Here is a 15,367-nt window from a genome sequence, read left to right as displayed (position 1 = left end):
TTGAAGGAGAGCTTGTATCTACGCATCGCCAAGTTTTGCACGTGCATGAGATAGCCACGCGAGCGAAGGTGCGTTCGAAGTGGTAAACTAGCTCTTGTGCCGGGTCCTACGCGACGTAATCCCGCCAACCCCGCCAGGTCCGGAAGGAAGCAACGGTAACGGGTCATTACGGGCGCAGTAGGTCGCCCGGTGCACAAATCCCTCCTCTTGGATTTCCACTCATTACATTTCGAAAACCTTCCTGTTGTGGGTGGAGTGTGTCTTTTTCGGCACCCTGCTCGTCAATGGAAAGGTGACACGCGTACGCTTGTCAGAGAGAATGGTCTCCGACGGTGAACGGCGGTTCATTTCGAACCTGTTCTTTTATTAACTGTGACACTAGATGAGGTGAGAGTTTGAGTTTGACGTTGAAACCGCAGACGCGGGTGCGCGCGAAGATAAGTTCGGTAGGGACCTACGTTCCGCCGCGGTTGTTGACCAATGCAGACCTGGAAAAGATGGTCGCAACCAATGACCAGTGGATTACCGAGCGGACCGGAATCCGTGAGCGGCACATTGTGGAACCGGGCGTCGCGACCAGCGACCTGGCGATCGAGGCGGCAAAAAAATGTCTCGCAGTGCGCGGCATCGCGGCGAGTGAGTTGGAGGTGATCATCGTAGCCACAGTGACACCCGATATGTTCTTCCCTGCGACGGCTTGCATCGTGCAGGACAAGCTGGGTGCAAAGGGTGCGTGGGGATTCGATCTTTCGGCGGCATGCTCGGGATTTCCCTATGCCTTGCAGGTGGGAGCGAAGCTGGTCGAGAGTGGAATGCACAAGAAGGTGATGGTGATCGGAGCGGATGTGATGAGCTCGATCATCGACTACACCGACAGGGCAACCTGCGTGATCTTCGGCGATGGCGCCGGTGCGGTGCTGCTCGAACCATGCGAAGAGGGAGAGATTGGGCTCGTCGACTATTGGCACGAGATCGACGGTTCGGGTGCTTCGGCGCTCAATATGCCCGGCGGCGGCAGCCTCCATCCGCCGACTGCCGAGACGGTCGCGTCGAAGATGCACTATGTCCATCAGGATGGGCAGGCCGTATACAAGTTTGCGGTGCGCAAGATGGCCGAAGCTGCAGAGATCATTCTGTCGCGCAATGGTTTGGAGGGGAAGGACCTTGGTTGCTTTATCCCACACCAGGCGAACAAGCGAATCATTCTGTCGACGGCCGAGCGCCTGGGGATGCCGGAAGAGTCAGTGATTATCAACATCGACCGATTCGGCAACACCACGGCGGCTACGATTCCAATGGCCATGCAGACGGCGCTTGAGGAGAAGCGGTTGAAGAAGGGCGATCTTGTCCTGCTGGCTAGTGTTGGAGCTGGCTTTACAGTGGGAGCTACGCTGCTGCGGTGGGAGTTCTAACTCTGATTCAATAAGGCTTTCGGAACGGGTGAAGACGAGATGCTTCACCCGTTTTGTTTTGTGGGGATCTTTCTTCAGGTTTTCGAGAAGTTTTCTTGCAATATCTATCTAGAAGATATATAGCTAGTAGCTATGAAAACGAAAGGCGGCTCGACACCTAATGCGCTGCTTGGGCTTCTGACTCTCAGGCCAATGTCGGGCTATGACATCCGACAGCTCATCTCGCAATCTATCGGTCACTTCTGGAGCGAGAGCTTTGGGCAAATTTATCCGGGGTTGAAGCAGCTTGCCGCAGAAGGTTTGGTCGAGAAGAAGACCGAACGCAACAAGGGAAAGCCCGACCGGCATCTCTATTCGATCACGTCCGACGGTCGCGAAAGGCTCCGGGAGTGGTTGAAGATTCCGGTGGCAGAAGAGGTCGCGAGAAATGAGCTGCTATTGAAGCTCTTCTTCGGCGAGCATGTTTCGATCAGCGTTAACCGTGAACACGTGACCGCAAACATGGAGTTTCATCAGCGCTCCTTGAAGGTGTACACGGCAACGGCGAAGCAACTACAAATCGACCATCCTAATGATCCGCAGTTGCCTTATTGGCTTATCACTCTGAACCACGGAAAGCACTACAGCGGAGCCATGTTGAAGTGGTGCAAAGAAACGTTGGCGGAGTTGGACGCGATAGAGAGCAAGGGAAAAAGGAGGCGGTGATGCATGCACTCGATCCGTTGTGGGTAAAGATTTTTCTTGCGATTCATATAGCGGCGGGCGCCTCGTCGTTTTTGCTCGCTCCAGTCGCGCTCGTTACGGCGAAGGGCGGCAAGCAGCACAAACGTTGGGGGATGGTCTATCTATGGTCGATGGGCGTGGTCGCTGGAACCGCACTACCGCTTGCGTTTTTCTTTCCTGTGCGCTTTCTGGCGCTGGTGGCGGTATTCAGTTTCTACTTTGCCTTTTCGGCTTATCGCGTGCTGCGGCTGAAGGAGCTTGCGCGTGGCGGAAACGCAGAACCTGTCGACTGGATTGCCGGGATCGTGACCTTTGCGACGAGCGCGCTGCTGGCGTGGCTTTCATGGTTTCGTCCCGCCGCGATTGAAGTGCTTCCATCGGTGGGGGTGGTATTCGGATTCATTGGAATGGTTGGCTCTGCGAGGCAGATGCTCTCCTTCGTTCATAAACCGAAGGAGAAGATGTTCTGGTGGTACACCCATCTCGGCAACTTTATCGGGAGCTATATCGCGGCGTGGTCTGCCTTCAGTGTTGTGACCTTGACGCGTATGATCGGCAATCATTGGTATGTGTGGCTGTGGCCGACGATGGTTGGTGTGCCTGCCATCATCGTGACGACGGCGTACTATCAGCGGAAATTCGCCCCGAGAGCGAAAGCGACAGCTTAGCTCAGGCGACGGTGTTCGAGGGTTTGGCTAGACCATGCTTGCCGGGGTGGACCGCGCGCGAGGTCTTGTAGAGCTTCCAGAAGGCGAAGGCACAACTCGCGAGAATTCCTGTCCAGATCACGATAAGAACCGGGGTCGCGTACTTCGCCGAAAGACTGTTCCAGAGATGGAGGATGTGCCGGCCGTAGTGAATACCGAGCCAGGCCGCAACCGCGTGCCGCAGGCATCGGCTGATGATGAACGTGGTGAGGAACTTTTTGCGCGACATGTTTAGCGCACCCGCTGCGAGGACGAAGGGGCTCAGCGGCATTGGAGGCGGCATAACGGCGGGAAGTGCTACGGAGAGGATGGCATGGTTCTCCATCCACTCGCAGACTCGTTTGAAGATGCGTGGCGGAACATGTTTTTCGAGAAAGGCCATCCCACCGGATTGTCCGACCTGATAGCTGAACCATCCGCCAAGCCCCGAACCGATCGTCGCGAGCAGAATAAGGAGAAACCAGCTTTGATGCTGTGCTGCCATCACGATGATCATGATGTCCGTGATACCGGGCAGAGGGAGCGGAACGAAGGAGCTATCGACGATTGAGACCAGGAAGACGCCGAAAAGTCCGAAGCCAAAAAGAAAGTGAAGAATCGGATTGCGCGCTGAGTGTTGCGAAGCGGCCGTCTGTGCCGCTAGTGCGAGGTTCTTCGCGGTGATCATGGCAGCTGCGCCGACACTCATAGACATTAAGACGCGACTTAGGGAGTAGAAGTCGCTGAGATTTTTTAAGATTAGTGGAGCGGCGAGTATAGCAGAGGGCTTACAGGAAGTGGAGATCGGGGAGAGCTGGAAGAACATCGACCTCAGCGGCGTATTGGCGAAATAGTTTGATAGCACGAATGCAGTCCGTGTTTAGGACGTAGTGGATGTTGTGGGAGAGATAGTGGCGGATGACTTTTGGGCTCAGGTCGATGCGGGGAGTCCATTGTTCCACCAGATCTTCGATGTGCAGCAGACCGTGATTGCGTGAGGCTTCGAGGTCTTCGACGAGTTCGGCGGCAGTAAGGCGAGGCGGTCCAAGTGCCTCAGGCCGCACGGCCCACACCGCGGCAACCCAGGGCAGATTGGTGCGGGTATGCCACTCGTGGGCTAGATCAAACCACTCGCACGGGCCTACTTCGGCTTCGATCTGTTCTCGGCGTTCGAGGGCGAGCAGAGCTGGATCCCCAATCAGGATGGCGGCGTCGGTCTGTTGCAGCATAGCGATGGGGTCGGCCTGCGCAGGCAGGAAGGCCGGATGATTGTTGGCGAACTTGCGAAAGAGGATCTCAGCATAGGCCAATGAGCTGCGTGAGGCAGTGTCTGCAGAGACCGTCTTCACCGTGCTGAGCGTGTGAGGAGATTTGACGATGAGCTGAATCGAACGCACATCGTCCAAGGACGCAATCGTGCAGCCAGGGACGACCGCAAGCTCTGGAGTGAGCGATGCGATTGGGATGAGTCCAAGGTCGGCGCGGTTTGCGAGAAGTTCCGCAGCGCACTGCGAAGGCTGGGTGTAGTGAAGCGAATACCTGGTCGCTAGTTCTGCAGCAAGCGGCTCGTGTTCGAAGTCCCACATCAGCGGTGCAGGGTTCAGAAAGTTGATGGCAGCGACACGGAGCATGGAGGGTGAAGACGAAGTGTTCAAAGGACTAGTTTATTAGATGTGTGGGAGGAGCGCTCGATGCAGAGGCGAGTAGTGGCTTTTTATCAGGATGAGGAGCAGCATTGGGCGGCCCGGCTGGACTGTGGGCATGGGCAGCATGTTCGTCACGATCCGCCGTGGACAGTACGCGAGTGGGTGACGACCGAAGAGGGAAGGGCGGTGCGCATCGGAAGCGTGATGGAGTGCAAGCTCTGCGACGAGGAGCCGAAAAAGCCGACGTAGTAGGATTCTCACGTTACAGCGTAGGCATTTGGGAAGGGAGCAGAAGAATGAACGAATTACTCAGAGCTGGTCGCTTCTTCTTTGCCATCTCCATGTTTTGCTTTGGCGTCGAATATTTCATCTATGCCAGCGGACTGAAAGGCCCGATCCCCGGACCTCCCTGGCTTCCTGGATCGCAAGTGGGAGCGTTGTTAACGGGCGCTGCGTTGATCGCGGTTGCAGTCTGCATCACAACGGAAAAGCTGGCGCGGCTGTCGGCGGTGCTTTTGGGTTGTGCACTCTTTTTATACGTCCTGTTTCTGCAATTCCCCAGGCTCATCGCGCAGCCGCATAGTCCCGATCCCTGGACCAGCGGCTTCGAGCTTCTGGCTTTGATGGGTGGCGCTTTCGTGCTCGCTCGGATCGAGACTCCCGACGGACTCAGGCTCGAGCCGGCAAACAATAGCCTGTCGCACTTAGTACCCTTCGGGCGCGTCGTATTCGCCGTCGCGCTGGTGGTCTTCGCCGTGCAGCACTTCCAGTATGCGAAGTTCGTTGCAACGATCGTCCCCGCATGGATTCCCGCGCGTCTGTTCTGGGCGTACTTCGTCGGAGTGGCATTTATCGCCGCTGCGGTGGCAATCGTCGCCAGGAAGATGGCACGAACGGCGTCAATCTTGTTGGGCACAATATTTTTTATTTGGGTCGTTATCCTTCACGTGCCCCGCGTCGCAGCCAACCCGCGCGATGGGAACGAAGTCACTAGCCTGCTAGTTGCATTGGCGATGAGTGGCGTGTCATTTATTCTCGCGGAGAGTTTTGCATCCGATCTCTCCGCGTGAGATGCGATACAGTGACGATGAGCCCTTTGTCCGCGACGATGTTTCGAGTCGCTGACTCAGTGGACGGCAAAGCATACCGATGAAGAGGACGATGAATGGCTTTGGCGCAGCAGGATGCAGCAGTTGTACGCGAACAGGCACGGCTGGCATGGGTGGCATTGACACTGACTCCCGGGATGGGGCCCACGCGAATCTGGAAGGCGATGAATCGGCTGGGTGCGGCGGAGCAGCTGCTCGAAGCCTCGCTGACCGAGTTGGAAGGCACAGGCATGCCGGCACAGTCGGCGCAGTTTGTCTTTGAGGGTAGGGCGAAGGCCGCTGCCGAAGACGAATTGAAGCGCGTCGCCGAAGCTGGCGGCAGCATCTTGACTCCCGAAGACGAGGCTTACCCCGAACGGCTGCGCGAGATCTACGATCCGCCATCGACGCTCTGGATCCGGGGTGATGTCTCTCAACTGGCTCGGCCGGGAATCGCAGTTGTGGGAACGCGTCAACCTTCGCCGTACGGAGCTGGGATGGCGGAGCTGCTCTCACGCGATCTGGCGAACCGGCGAATCGTGATCCTCAGCGGTATGGCACGCGGGGTCGATACCGCCGCACACAAAGGAGCGATCGAGGCCGGGGGCAAGACGGTCGCGGTCTGGGGTACCGGAATCGACGTCATCTATCCCAAGGAGAATAAAAGACTCGCGGAGCAGATCGTCGCGACCGGCGGGACCATTGTGAGCGAATATCCGCTCGGAACATTTCCCGCACCGCAAAACTTTCCGATCCGCAACCGCATTCTCAGCGGCATGAGCGTGGGAGTCCTGGTTATCGAGGCGGCTGAGTACAGCGGAACCAGAATTACGGCGCGGTGCGCGATGGAGCAGAATCGCGACGTCTACGCGGTCCCCGGCAACGTGACGAACAAGAACGCCTGGGGACCCAACACACTGATAAAACAGGGTGCTAAGCTCACCGCAACGTGGGAAGACATATGGGAGGACCTGCCCTCTCAGATCAGGCTCGCTCTCGAAGACGAGCAGGCAGCGGCTGGAGGGGGTGCTGAATCGAAAGCAGGAGGGGCTGCATCTCTATTTAACGATACGCCGCTTCCAGAGCACGAACGAATCGTCTTTGAGCAGTTGCGGCATGATGAGTCCACGCAACTGGACCAACTGATTGAGCAGTTGGAGGCGAAGTTAGGCTCCGCCGAGATATTTACCGCTCTGTTCGAACTGGAGCTCGCGGGACGTGTACGGCAGCTGCCCGGAAAAAATTATGTGCGGGCTTTCTGAGCCGGAGTGGCAAGGTTGATTCCTGCAACCCGACGGCTACCGCGAAGATCAACCTAAGTTTAGGGTTTCGTTTGACTTGGCGAGTTATCCACAACGTGGACCAGCTCGTTGATTCCAGTTGCTGTGCTATGACCTTCTCAGCCGGGTTTCGTCAGTTGAGGAATCATGATGAGATGACGGGTTTGCAGAAGTCGTGTTAGGTTCGCAAGGGAATAAGGAAGTGTGTGGAACGTTTTGCTTAGGCAGTGCGTTCTGGTGGATGAAGGGAACAAATGGGTAAATCATTAGTTATCGTCGAATCGCCGGCGAAGGCGAAGACGATTGGGAAGTATCTCGGCAGCGACTACGTGGTGGAGGCCTCGATAGGCCACATCATGGACCTGCCGAAGAACGACATCGGCGTGGAGTTGAAGAAGCGGACCTTTGAGCCGACGCTGATCGTGTCGCCAGGGAAAGAGAAGGTTGTTGAGCGTCTAAAGAAACTCGCGTCAAAGGCAGACATGGTCTACCTCGCGCCCGACCCTGACCGCGAAGGGGAGGCCATTGCCGCACATCTTTCCATCCAGTTGCTGCCGATGATGAAGGACAAATCGAAGGTGCGACGCGTCACCTTTAATGAGATCACGAAAAAGGCCGTGCAGGCTGCGTTTCTGCACGCGCGGGATATCGATGAGGACCTGGTCGATGCGCAGCAGACGCGGCGCGTGCTGGACCGGCTGGTGGGTTATCAGGTCTCGCCGCTGCTGTGGGATAAGGTGCGACGCGGGTTGTCGGCGGGGCGCGTGCAGACTGTCGCCCTTCGCCTGATCGTTGAACGCGAGCAAGAGATTAATGACTTCAATCCAGTCGAGTACTGGACCATCGATGCACAGCTTGAACCGACTGCAAACAAGCAAAACTTCACGGCACGATTCGTTGGTGTAAACGGCGTGCCTGCACGTGTCGCCAACGGAAAAGATGAAGAGGGCAAAGATCTCTTTCTGTCGAATGCGCTGCCAGACAAAGAAGCGGTCGATGAGGTTGTCGGGGAGCTTAAGGTCGCGAAGTGGAGTGTCCGCTCGGTCGAGAAGAAAGAGCGCAGGAGCAATCCACGGGCACCCTACACGACCAGCAAACTGCAACAGGATGCGGCAGGCCGCCTTGGCTTCAATGTGCGCCGTACCATGGGCGTCGCGCAGCGGCTTTATGAAGGCGTAGAGATTGGCGCAGAAGGCACCGTGGGTCTCATCACTTACATGCGTACCGACTCGACGCGTGTCAGCGCTGACGCTATTGCAGAAGCTCGCGAGTACATCGGCAAGCTTGGACCGAAGTATCTTCCCGCGACGCCAAACGAGTATCTTGGCAAAAAGCAGGTCGAGGCGCAGGATGCCCACGAAGCGATCCGTCCGACCAACGTAAAGTTCACTCCGGACTCGATCCGAAAGTATCTCAGCGATGAGCAGTTCAGACTCTACAAATTGATCTGGCAGCGCTTTGTTTCGAGCCAGATGAGTCCCGCCGTCTTCGACCAGACAACAGTCGATATCGTTGCGCAGGCTAAGCTCGCTTATGACTTTCGCGTGACCGGCAGTGTGCTGAAGTTCGAAGGCCACCTGAAGTTTGAAGAGGAAGACAAGCGCACGCGACAGGCAGCCAAAGATAAAGCTGCGAAAGAAGAGGCAAACGCAAAGCCAGCCCAGGACGCAGATGCCGCCGCACAGGCTGGCACCGAAGAAGAAGACGAAGCGGAAGCCAGATTGCCGGAGCTAAGCAACGGCGAGGCGCTCCGTCTTCAGAAGCTCGATCCTCTACAGAAGTTTACCCAGCCTCCTCCGCGCTTCAATGAAGCGAGCCTCGTCAAGACGCTGGAAGAGAAGGGAATCGGTCGCCCTTCCACCTATGCGTCCATCATTAATACGATTCAGGATCGCGACTACGTGAAGAAGATCCAGTCGAAGTTTGTGCCGACCGAGATTGGTATCGTCGTCACGAAGCTGCTGGTAAAAAACTTCCCCTACATCTTCGATACGGCGTATACAGCTACGCTTGAAGGCGAGCTGGACGCGGTCGAAGATGGCAAAGAGCGATGGACCGACCTACTCAACGGCTTCTACGATCACTTCGAAAAGGAGCTGATCGTCGCCAGCGACAACATGGAAGACATCAAGCGGATGGAGGAGAAGACCACTCAAGTCTGCGACAACTGCGGCAGTCCGTTGATCCTGAAATGGGGCAAGTTCGGCAGCTTCTACTCGTGCAGCAACTTCACCAAGGTCAAACCCATGACCGTCGCGGCAGGGCCATGGAAGAAGGATTCGAAGGCCGTCCTGAAAAAAGTCACGAAGGCGCTCAACTATCCAATCATCGTCAAGGCGATGACTGACGACGTGATCGAATACTCGAAGGAGACCGACGACGCGAAGGAGCTGACTGCCGCGATCCAAGAGGCTATGGAGCACGGCAAAAAGGTGACTGCGGAGCCGTTTAGCTGCGACTTCACCAAGGAGAACTTCGCAGCCAAGCCTGACCTCAGCGCCCCCGGTGCCGACGAGGTTGCAGAAGAAGAGTTCTGCGATAACTGCGGTCGCGTGATGGTACTGCGCAACGGACCGTGGGGACCGTTCATGGCCTGCCCCGGTTACAACGAAGATCCGCCGTGCAAGACCATCCGCAAACTGAACCAGAAGGTGCAGCAGAAGCCGCCGGTTCAGCTTGAAGAGTCCTGCCCGAAGTGCGGAAAGCCGCTTCTGCTTCGCAACGGCCAGTACGGCGAGTTCATCAGTTGCAGCGGCTATCCAAAGTGCAAGTACATCAAGCAGGAGCTGCTCGACGTAAAATGCCCGAAGGACGGCGGCGACATCGCCGTACGCAAGACCAAGCGCGGCGACCTCTTCTACGGCTGCGTCAACTACCCGAAGTGCGACTTCGCTTCGAACCTGAAGCTGGTCAACCAGACCTGCCCGAAGTGCGACAGCGCCTATGTCCTCGAGGTCGTCAACGACAAGGGAACCTACCTTGTCTGCCCAAACAACCGCGAGGCGTTGCCGAAGCGCCGCAAGAAGAAAGGTGCCCCGGAGGAGGAGCCCACAACTCCCCCCTGCACCTATGAGAAGAAGATCGCTGGGCCGGCTCCGGCGCCCGTCGTCCAGCGGCCCGACCCGGACAAGACCCGGGCGGTCGTCGAGAGCGTAGCTTAAAAGAGGAAAAAGGAAAAAATGGCAATTGCAGCTGATGCGGAACTGATTCTAAAGCTCTACGAGATGCGACGCGAGGAGACTCTTCGAAAGGGAAGGCGCTTCCTGGTCTTCGAATTTCAACCAAAGACATTGGAAGAGCTTCGAGCAGTCTCAAGGGACCACAAATCGGAGCACAACCCCGCATGGAGACAGGTTCTAAGTTACTGGGAGATGGCGGCTTCGCTCGTTCTGCGTGGCGCGCTCGATCCTGACCTCTTCCTCGATTCGAACAAAGAGGGAATCCTCATCTACGCCAAGTTCCATCACTTCCATGCCGAGACCGAGAAGCAAAGCGGCAACCGGTTCATGGCGCACACCGCAGCTATGATCGACGCCTATCCCGCTGCCAAGGCCAGCTACGAGAGTTTTCTGAAGAGCTTCGGATTGAGTAAGGCATCTGCCTAGGCTCGGCCGAAGCTGCAGAACTTTCCTTTTTTGCATCATTTCTGTTACAAAGGCATGACGGCTCTGCGGCACCCGACTCTTCTCAATTTGGGAAGCCGGTGTCGTTTGCGTCCGTAACTCGTTCAAAAGAATGCAGGTAGTGGACTATGGCGAAGGCAGTTTGGAACGGCCAGACGCTGGCCGAAAGCGAAACCTATGAGACCGTCGAGGGAAACATCTATTTCCCCGAAGAGTCGGTAAAACGAGAGTTTTTGAGGCCCAGTTCCACGACCTCCAACTGCCCTTGGAAGGGGCAGGCGCGCTATTACACCATCATCGTCGACGGCCAGGATAACCCCGACGCGGCCTGGTATTACCCTGACCCCAAACCCGCCGCCCGCAATGTAAAACATCACATTGCCTTCTGGCGCGGCGTCGAAATTACGAAATAGTTCAAGTAGAAACAGCAAGCGGGAGGTGTAAATATCTCTCCCGCTTGATTTTAGTAGGCCTGTAGGCGATCGATCGGCAAGCGAACCTGGAAGCAGGTGGCACCAGGCTTCGACTCAACCGTGACGAATCCTGAGTGCTTATTGACGATCCGCTGGACCGTATCTAGCCCAAGTCCAAGCCCACGGCCGGGCGCTTTGGTAGTAAAGAACGGCTCGAAGATTCGCGACCGAATCTCCGGATCCATCCCCGGACCGGAGTCCCAAACCTCAACCAGGGCCATCTGGCCGCCGCCTCGGGTCAACAACCGCAACGTGCCCCTGTCGTTCATGGAATCGAGCGCATTCTCGATCAGCGCCGTCCACACCTGATTCAGTTCGCTGCCATAGGCGCTCACCGGCTCCAGATTCGGATCGAAGTCAAGCTCCACCTTGATATTTCTCAGCCGTGAGTTGAACATCACCAGCGTGTTTTCAAGCGACTGCGCCAGGTCGACGTCCTGAATCGGCGCCTGATCCATGTACGAATAGTCCTTGATCGCACTGATCAGGTCGAAAATGCGCACCGTCGAATCGACCACCGTCTCCGCCATCCGTTCAACACGCAGCGAGCTGGCGACCGTGGCAACCGCGATTGGAAGCACCTCAGGACCCACAATCTCCGCAAGATCATCGAGCAGGTCGAACGCAAGCGTCGTCTCTGAAAGCGAAGGCGCAATCGTCCACGGATTGGGAACGTTATGGGCGTTCAGCCACTGCACCAGCATCTCCTCGCGATCCGCGCTGGCCAGCGGATTCTGCGAAGCTTTGGGTATATTCGAGTACGCCGACATCCGCGCCCGCGCATTCTTTATCCACTCGCGGTACTTCTCCGTCGTCTCATCCGGCAGACAAAGCCGGCCCATACGATACTTCTGGTCGCCATATTCGCGCAGTTCGCCGAACAGGCTCGCAGCCGAGCGTTGTGCAGCCGACGCAGGATTATTCAACTCGTGCGAGAGATTTGCGGCCAGTTTGCCGAGCGCATTCAGCTTCTCTGACTGCTGTTCCATCCTGGTCACTTCGCGCACGCGATCCAGCAACGCCGACACGCACCGCTGCCCCATCGACGGAATCGCAGCCAACATATCCGGAAACAACGATTCATTGATATCGATCGCCCACACCGAACCCACCGAATATCCTTCGCCGCCATAGGTCTTCATCCGCGAGAAGGGAAGTTTGCCGGTCATCGACGCCGCACGGCCGATAAACAATGCTGCACTCGTATGTCGGCGGCGCACCTGTACCTCTCCGCTCAGGATGAAGTTCATGTTGCAGGCAGGCTCGCCCTCACGGAACACGATTGAGCGATCGCCGCCCACGCGCTCTGTGCCCTTGGTCGCAATCCAGGTGTACTCCTCCTCGGTCAGACCATCGAGTGCTGCAATGCTGCGCAGCCCGGCAACGATCTCTGCAATGGGGGTGGGATGAGCCGGGGGACCTACCATCTGGTCTACTACAGGAGTAGGAAGTGTCGGTAGGAGGCTTTCGTAGTTGTCAACAGTGGCCATTCCTGAAGCTCCTTCTGTCGCACCGTCATCTGAATCGGTTCGGTAGATCTACGTCTCCATTGTTACAGGAGTACGGCTTCGCGTCGCGCTCTGCTCAAAAAAATCAAACAAAGCTTCGTCCTGCCGGCGACGGTCACGATTTCGCGGATCATCTTGAAATTCAAAGAGGAGACGACATCAAATTGGATGCCGTCCCCGCCTTTTTGATTTGCAAAAAACAGACATTCCTTAGACGTACAGATTTACGCTTTGTGTACCTGACCATCTTTCACGACGACGGGATCGAGAAAAGGCATGGATTTGCGCAGCTCAGCTCCGACCTTTTCGATCTGGAGAGCAGCCTCCTGCTTGCGGATCCGCGTAAACTCATGGCGGCCGGTCTCGTTCTCCGCGATGAACTTCTTCGCGAAGCTGCCGTCCTGAATATCGTTCAGCAGGCCCTTCATCGCCTTCTTCACCTCAGGCGTGACGATGCGCGGTCCTGCCACATAGTCGCCCCATTCGGCGGTGTCGGAGATCGAGTGACGCATGTACTCCAGACCGCCGCGATACATCAGGTCGACGATTAGCTTCAGCTCATGCAGCACCTCGAAGTAAGCAAGCTCGGGTTGATAGCCGGCCTCGACCAGCGTCTCAAACCCAGCCTTCACCAGCGCACTGGTGCCCCCGCAAAGAACCGCCTGCTCGCCGAAGAGATCGGTCTCGGTCTCCTCCGTAAAGGTGGTTTGGAGCACGCCGGCACGTGTGCATCCGATGCCCTTGGCGTAGCTCAAAGCCAGAGCAAGCGCGTGTCCGCTGGCATCCTGCTCCACCGCCACCAGGCCGGGAATTCCGCCGCCTTCGGTAAACACTTCACGAACGCGATGTCCGGGGCCTTTCGGCGCCACCAGCGAAACGTCGGCAGTTGGAGGAGGCGTGATCGTGCGAAAACGAATATTGAACCCATGCGCAAACATCAGCGTTACATTGGGCTTCATATTCGGTGCGATCTCTGCGTGGTATACCTTCGCCGCCGTCTGGTCGGGCGTCAGGTTCATGATCACGTCAGCCCACTTTGCAACCTCGGCGACGGTATCGACTTGAAGCCCAGCCTTGCGCGCGCGATCTGCATTGGGCGAGTCCTTGCGCAGACCCACACGAACATCAACGCCCGAGTCCTTGAGGTTCAGCGCATGGGCATGGCCCTGCGAACCATAGCCGATGATGGCAACTTTCTTTGCCTGGATAAGAGAGAGGTCTGCGTCTGCGTCGTGGTATGCCTTTGCCATTGTGTTTGCTCTTCTTCCTTTGATTTGTATTTCTAGAGTTTACGCGTGCTCGCAGCGATGTTGGATCACGTTGAGGATGCTGGTTTGGAGATTCTGCATAACTGCGTCAGACCATAGTCCGGCGTAGCTGTTGAAGTTAGTGGAAAGCCTTTGGTGGCTGGTAAGGTGCAAAAGTGTATCGCCATCCGGTAGCAATTCAAGACGATACTCGCCGTCGAGAACGTCGAAGTAGGGACCACCAATAGTCACGTGTTCGTCGAGCGTTGTGGGCGGAATGTGAGCGGTGTCCGCCTTTATGCTGAATGCGATGCGATGCTCAGGCTCCCAGGCGGTAACCGTCTCAATAAAGACCAGGCCACGTTCGAAGCTGGCGTGGCGAACACCGCCTACTCCCTCATACGAGAGCGTAGCCTCGACAGGACGAGGAAACCCGATCCTCTGCGTCCAAGTCGGCTGCAGCTCCGCTGGGGAAATCGCGGGAACACGAATGACGTTCTGCCATATGACCTGAGGCGAAGCATGAATAATGATTTCGCTAGCAACGGTGCGGGTCCGAACTGGCGCATTGAGGTACGTTTCGGCAGGAGCTAGCAAAAAAGGCAATAGAGCTAAGCAGGAAACCGTCCGGGCACTAGTGTTAGATCTTCGTGCGACTGAGCCCCCGACCAGTCCACCTATCGTCGAAAAGACAATCGCTATCGGCAAAGCAAAAATAAGGCAAATCAAACCCTCTATTCGAAACAGAACTGAGATAAGGCAAGCGAGCAGAATACTCGGCCACGGTTGTGTGACCCACATGAATGCATTTCGAGGCACCACTCTTTCCGACATGTACACCGTCAGGAAACCAACGAAGAAAGAACCAAGGACTAGAAAAGACAAGGTCATCGTGGCGGTCCGATTCGACAATTGGCCGTGGTTGCCGCCAACCGAAAGTCGGAAGAGCAAACCGTAAACAACCCCGAGAACTGTGCCGGCTAAAAGCGAGAATCGGTGGGCTCTCGAGGCTTTATTTTTTAGTTCGAGTTCCTCGTAAAAATCCGACATGAAAGGCTAAGCCTCTTCCTCGGTAAATTCGCTCGGCAAAATCTCGTCGGCGTCAGGCTTCTCAGGAAACGAGGTTTCGTCACTATGGTCAGGATGAGGCGTACCGAGCGCCTTTAGGACACGACTGGTGTGGTGGCCACGCCGCATCGCCATCCGGCCCGTACGCGAGACCTCAAGGATCGTGTAGCCACTTTCGGTAAGCACCTGGATCAACCCTTCAATCTTGCTGGCCGCGCCCGTCATCTCGAGCATCACCGATTCTGGCGCAAGATCGACCACACGCGCCTTGAAGACCGTCGCCAGCTCAAAGATCTGCGAACGAGTCTTCGGCCCAGCCGCAACCTTGATCAGGCAAAGCTCGCGAATCACAGCCTCGCTGCGCCCCACCTCATCGACGTCCACGGTGATCTCAAGCTTATACAGCGAAGCGCGAATACGATGCGCCGCATGGTCAGGAGCCTCGCAGACAATCGTCATGCGCGACACCTCTGGCCGCTCACTCTCGCCCACAGTCAGCGAGACGATGTTGATGTTGAGTCGGCGAAACAGCGAAGCAACTCGTGTAAGTACGCCCGGTTTGTCTGAAACATGAGCTACAAAAGTGTGAAGCATGTGTGCCTTTCAGCGGGTT

General features: G+C 56.6%; 15 protein-coding genes and 1 other RNA gene. 10 read left to right on the top strand and 6 right to left on the bottom strand.

Annotation, left to right across the window (positions count from 1 at the left end; all coding sequences use genetic code 11):
* Positions 1 to 97 precede the first annotated feature (97 nt).
* The 4 genes from ffs to RBB77_RS17745 all read left to right on the top strand — a co-directional run bounded on the left by ffs (position 98) and on the right by RBB77_RS17745 (position 2,803).
* Positions 98 to 195, top strand: an RNA gene (gene ffs, locus RBB77_RS17760) — signal recognition particle sRNA small type.
* A 200-nt stretch (positions 196 to 395) separates the two neighbouring features.
* Complete coding sequence (locus RBB77_RS17755) at positions 396 to 1,412, top strand: beta-ketoacyl-ACP synthase III (protein ID WP_353063073.1); 1,017 nt, start codon at positions 396 to 398, stop codon at positions 1,410 to 1,412.
* Positions 1,413 to 1,544: 132 nt separating this feature from the next.
* Positions 1,545 to 2,117: a PadR family transcriptional regulator gene (locus RBB77_RS17750; RefSeq protein ID WP_353063072.1), complete on the top strand. Its 573-nt coding sequence runs from the start codon at positions 1,545 to 1,547 to the stop codon at positions 2,115 to 2,117.
* Positions 2,117 to 2,803, top strand: coding sequence for a hypothetical protein (locus RBB77_RS17745; protein ID WP_353063071.1), 687 nt, complete (start codon positions 2,117 to 2,119; stop codon positions 2,801 to 2,803). The genes RBB77_RS17750 and RBB77_RS17745 overlap by 1 nt, the downstream gene beginning before the upstream one ends.
* Before the next feature lies 1 nt (position 2,804).
* Here the strand turns inward: RBB77_RS17745 and RBB77_RS17740 are convergent, their stop codons facing one another.
* The gene (locus tag RBB77_RS17740; RefSeq protein WP_353063070.1) at positions 2,805 to 3,509 is read right to left on the bottom strand and encodes a YqaA family protein; all 705 of its coding nucleotides are present in this window, start codon (positions 3,507 to 3,509) and stop codon (positions 2,805 to 2,807) included.
* Between the two features lie 100 nt (positions 3,510 to 3,609).
* On the bottom strand, positions 3,610 to 4,476 hold the full coding sequence (locus RBB77_RS17735) for a menaquinone biosynthetic enzyme MqnA/MqnD family protein (RefSeq protein WP_353063069.1): 867 nt from the start codon (positions 4,474 to 4,476) through the stop codon (positions 3,610 to 3,612).
* 36 nt (positions 4,477 to 4,512) lie between these two features.
* On the opposite strand from RBB77_RS17735, the gene RBB77_RS17730 reads away from it, so the two are divergent.
* The 6 genes from RBB77_RS17730 to RBB77_RS17705 all read left to right on the top strand — a co-directional run bounded on the left by RBB77_RS17730 (position 4,513) and on the right by RBB77_RS17705 (position 10,871).
* The gene (locus RBB77_RS17730) at positions 4,513 to 4,716 is read left to right on the top strand and encodes a DUF3565 domain-containing protein (RefSeq protein WP_353063068.1); all 204 of its coding nucleotides are present in this window, start codon (positions 4,513 to 4,515) and stop codon (positions 4,714 to 4,716) included.
* A 47-nt stretch (positions 4,717 to 4,763) separates the two neighbouring features.
* Complete coding sequence (locus RBB77_RS17725; RefSeq protein ID WP_353063067.1) at positions 4,764 to 5,537, top strand: hypothetical protein; 774 nt, start codon at positions 4,764 to 4,766, stop codon at positions 5,535 to 5,537.
* Positions 5,538 to 5,632: 95 nt separating this feature from the next.
* Positions 5,633 to 6,817 carry a DNA-processing protein DprA gene (gene dprA / locus RBB77_RS17720; RefSeq protein WP_353063066.1) on the top strand — a complete coding sequence of 395 codons (1,185 nt, stop codon included), beginning with the start codon at positions 5,633 to 5,635 and terminating at the stop codon, positions 6,815 to 6,817.
* Between the two features lie 272 nt (positions 6,818 to 7,089).
* On the top strand, positions 7,090 to 9,996 hold the full coding sequence (gene topA, locus RBB77_RS17715) for a type I DNA topoisomerase (protein ID WP_353063065.1): 2,907 nt from the start codon (positions 7,090 to 7,092) through the stop codon (positions 9,994 to 9,996).
* Positions 9,997 to 10,014: 18 nt separating this feature from the next.
* The gene (locus RBB77_RS17710; protein ID WP_353063064.1) at positions 10,015 to 10,440 is read left to right on the top strand and encodes a DUF4760 domain-containing protein; all 426 of its coding nucleotides are present in this window, start codon (positions 10,015 to 10,017) and stop codon (positions 10,438 to 10,440) included.
* A 146-nt stretch (positions 10,441 to 10,586) separates the two neighbouring features.
* The gene (locus RBB77_RS17705) at positions 10,587 to 10,871 is read left to right on the top strand and encodes a DUF427 domain-containing protein (RefSeq protein ID WP_353063063.1); all 285 of its coding nucleotides are present in this window, start codon (positions 10,587 to 10,589) and stop codon (positions 10,869 to 10,871) included.
* A 50-nt stretch (positions 10,872 to 10,921) separates the two neighbouring features.
* On the opposite strand, the gene RBB77_RS17700 is transcribed toward RBB77_RS17705, so the two are convergent.
* The 4 genes from RBB77_RS17700 to ilvN all read right to left on the bottom strand — a co-directional run bounded on the left by RBB77_RS17700 (position 10,922) and on the right by ilvN (position 15,348).
* Complete coding sequence (locus RBB77_RS17700) at positions 10,922 to 12,421, bottom strand: ATP-binding protein (protein WP_353063062.1); 1,500 nt, start codon at positions 12,419 to 12,421, stop codon at positions 10,922 to 10,924.
* A gap of 242 nt (positions 12,422 to 12,663) precedes the next feature.
* The gene (ilvC, locus tag RBB77_RS17695) at positions 12,664 to 13,689 is read right to left on the bottom strand and encodes a ketol-acid reductoisomerase (protein WP_353063061.1); all 1,026 of its coding nucleotides are present in this window, start codon (positions 13,687 to 13,689) and stop codon (positions 12,664 to 12,666) included.
* Between the two features lie 39 nt (positions 13,690 to 13,728).
* On the bottom strand, positions 13,729 to 14,292 hold the full coding sequence (locus RBB77_RS17690) for a hypothetical protein (protein WP_353063060.1): 564 nt from the start codon (positions 14,290 to 14,292) through the stop codon (positions 13,729 to 13,731).
* 450 nt (positions 14,293 to 14,742) lie between these two features.
* On the bottom strand, positions 14,743 to 15,348 hold the full coding sequence (gene ilvN / locus RBB77_RS17685) for an acetolactate synthase small subunit (RefSeq protein ID WP_353063059.1): 606 nt from the start codon (positions 15,346 to 15,348) through the stop codon (positions 14,743 to 14,745).
* Positions 15,349 to 15,367 lie beyond the last annotated feature (19 nt).

The organism is Tunturibacter psychrotolerans (assembly GCF_040359615.1).
Taxonomy (GTDB): domain Bacteria; phylum Acidobacteriota; class Terriglobia; order Terriglobales; family Acidobacteriaceae; genus Edaphobacter; species Edaphobacter psychrotolerans.
Note: the sequence above shows the minus strand (reverse complement) of the source record. Positions and strands in the feature narration are given on the sequence as shown.

What these genes read in the sequence shown, in the direction of transcription:
- RBB77_RS17740 (WP_353063070.1), bottom strand. Translation starts at nt 3,509, where the DNA reads ATGATCACCGCGAAGAACCTCGCACTAGCGGCACAGACGGCCGCTTCG.
- RBB77_RS17725 (WP_353063067.1), top strand. Translation starts at nt 4,764, where the DNA reads ATGAACGAATTACTCAGAGCTGGTCGCTTCTTCTTTGCCATCTCCATG.
- RBB77_RS17700 (WP_353063062.1), bottom strand. Translation starts at nt 12,421, where the DNA reads ATGGCCACTGTTGACAACTACGAAAGCCTCCTACCGACACTTCCTACT.
- RBB77_RS17705 (WP_353063063.1), top strand. Translation starts at nt 10,587, where the DNA reads ATGGCGAAGGCAGTTTGGAACGGCCAGACGCTGGCCGAAAGCGAAACC.
- RBB77_RS17750 (WP_353063072.1), top strand. Translation starts at nt 1,545, where the DNA reads ATGAAAACGAAAGGCGGCTCGACACCTAATGCGCTGCTTGGGCTTCTG.
- ilvN (WP_353063059.1), bottom strand. Translation starts at nt 15,348, where the DNA reads ATGCTTCACACTTTTGTAGCTCATGTTTCAGACAAACCGGGCGTACTT.
- RBB77_RS17710 (WP_353063064.1), top strand. Translation starts at nt 10,015, where the DNA reads ATGGCAATTGCAGCTGATGCGGAACTGATTCTAAAGCTCTACGAGATG.
- dprA (WP_353063066.1), top strand. Translation starts at nt 5,633, where the DNA reads ATGGCTTTGGCGCAGCAGGATGCAGCAGTTGTACGCGAACAGGCACGG.
- topA (WP_353063065.1), top strand. Translation starts at nt 7,090, where the DNA reads ATGGGTAAATCATTAGTTATCGTCGAATCGCCGGCGAAGGCGAAGACG.
- RBB77_RS17745 (WP_353063071.1), top strand. Translation starts at nt 2,117, where the DNA reads ATGCATGCACTCGATCCGTTGTGGGTAAAGATTTTTCTTGCGATTCAT.
- ilvC (WP_353063061.1), bottom strand. Translation starts at nt 13,689, where the DNA reads ATGGCAAAGGCATACCACGACGCAGACGCAGACCTCTCTCTTATCCAG.
- RBB77_RS17730 (WP_353063068.1), top strand. Translation starts at nt 4,513, where the DNA reads ATGCAGAGGCGAGTAGTGGCTTTTTATCAGGATGAGGAGCAGCATTGG.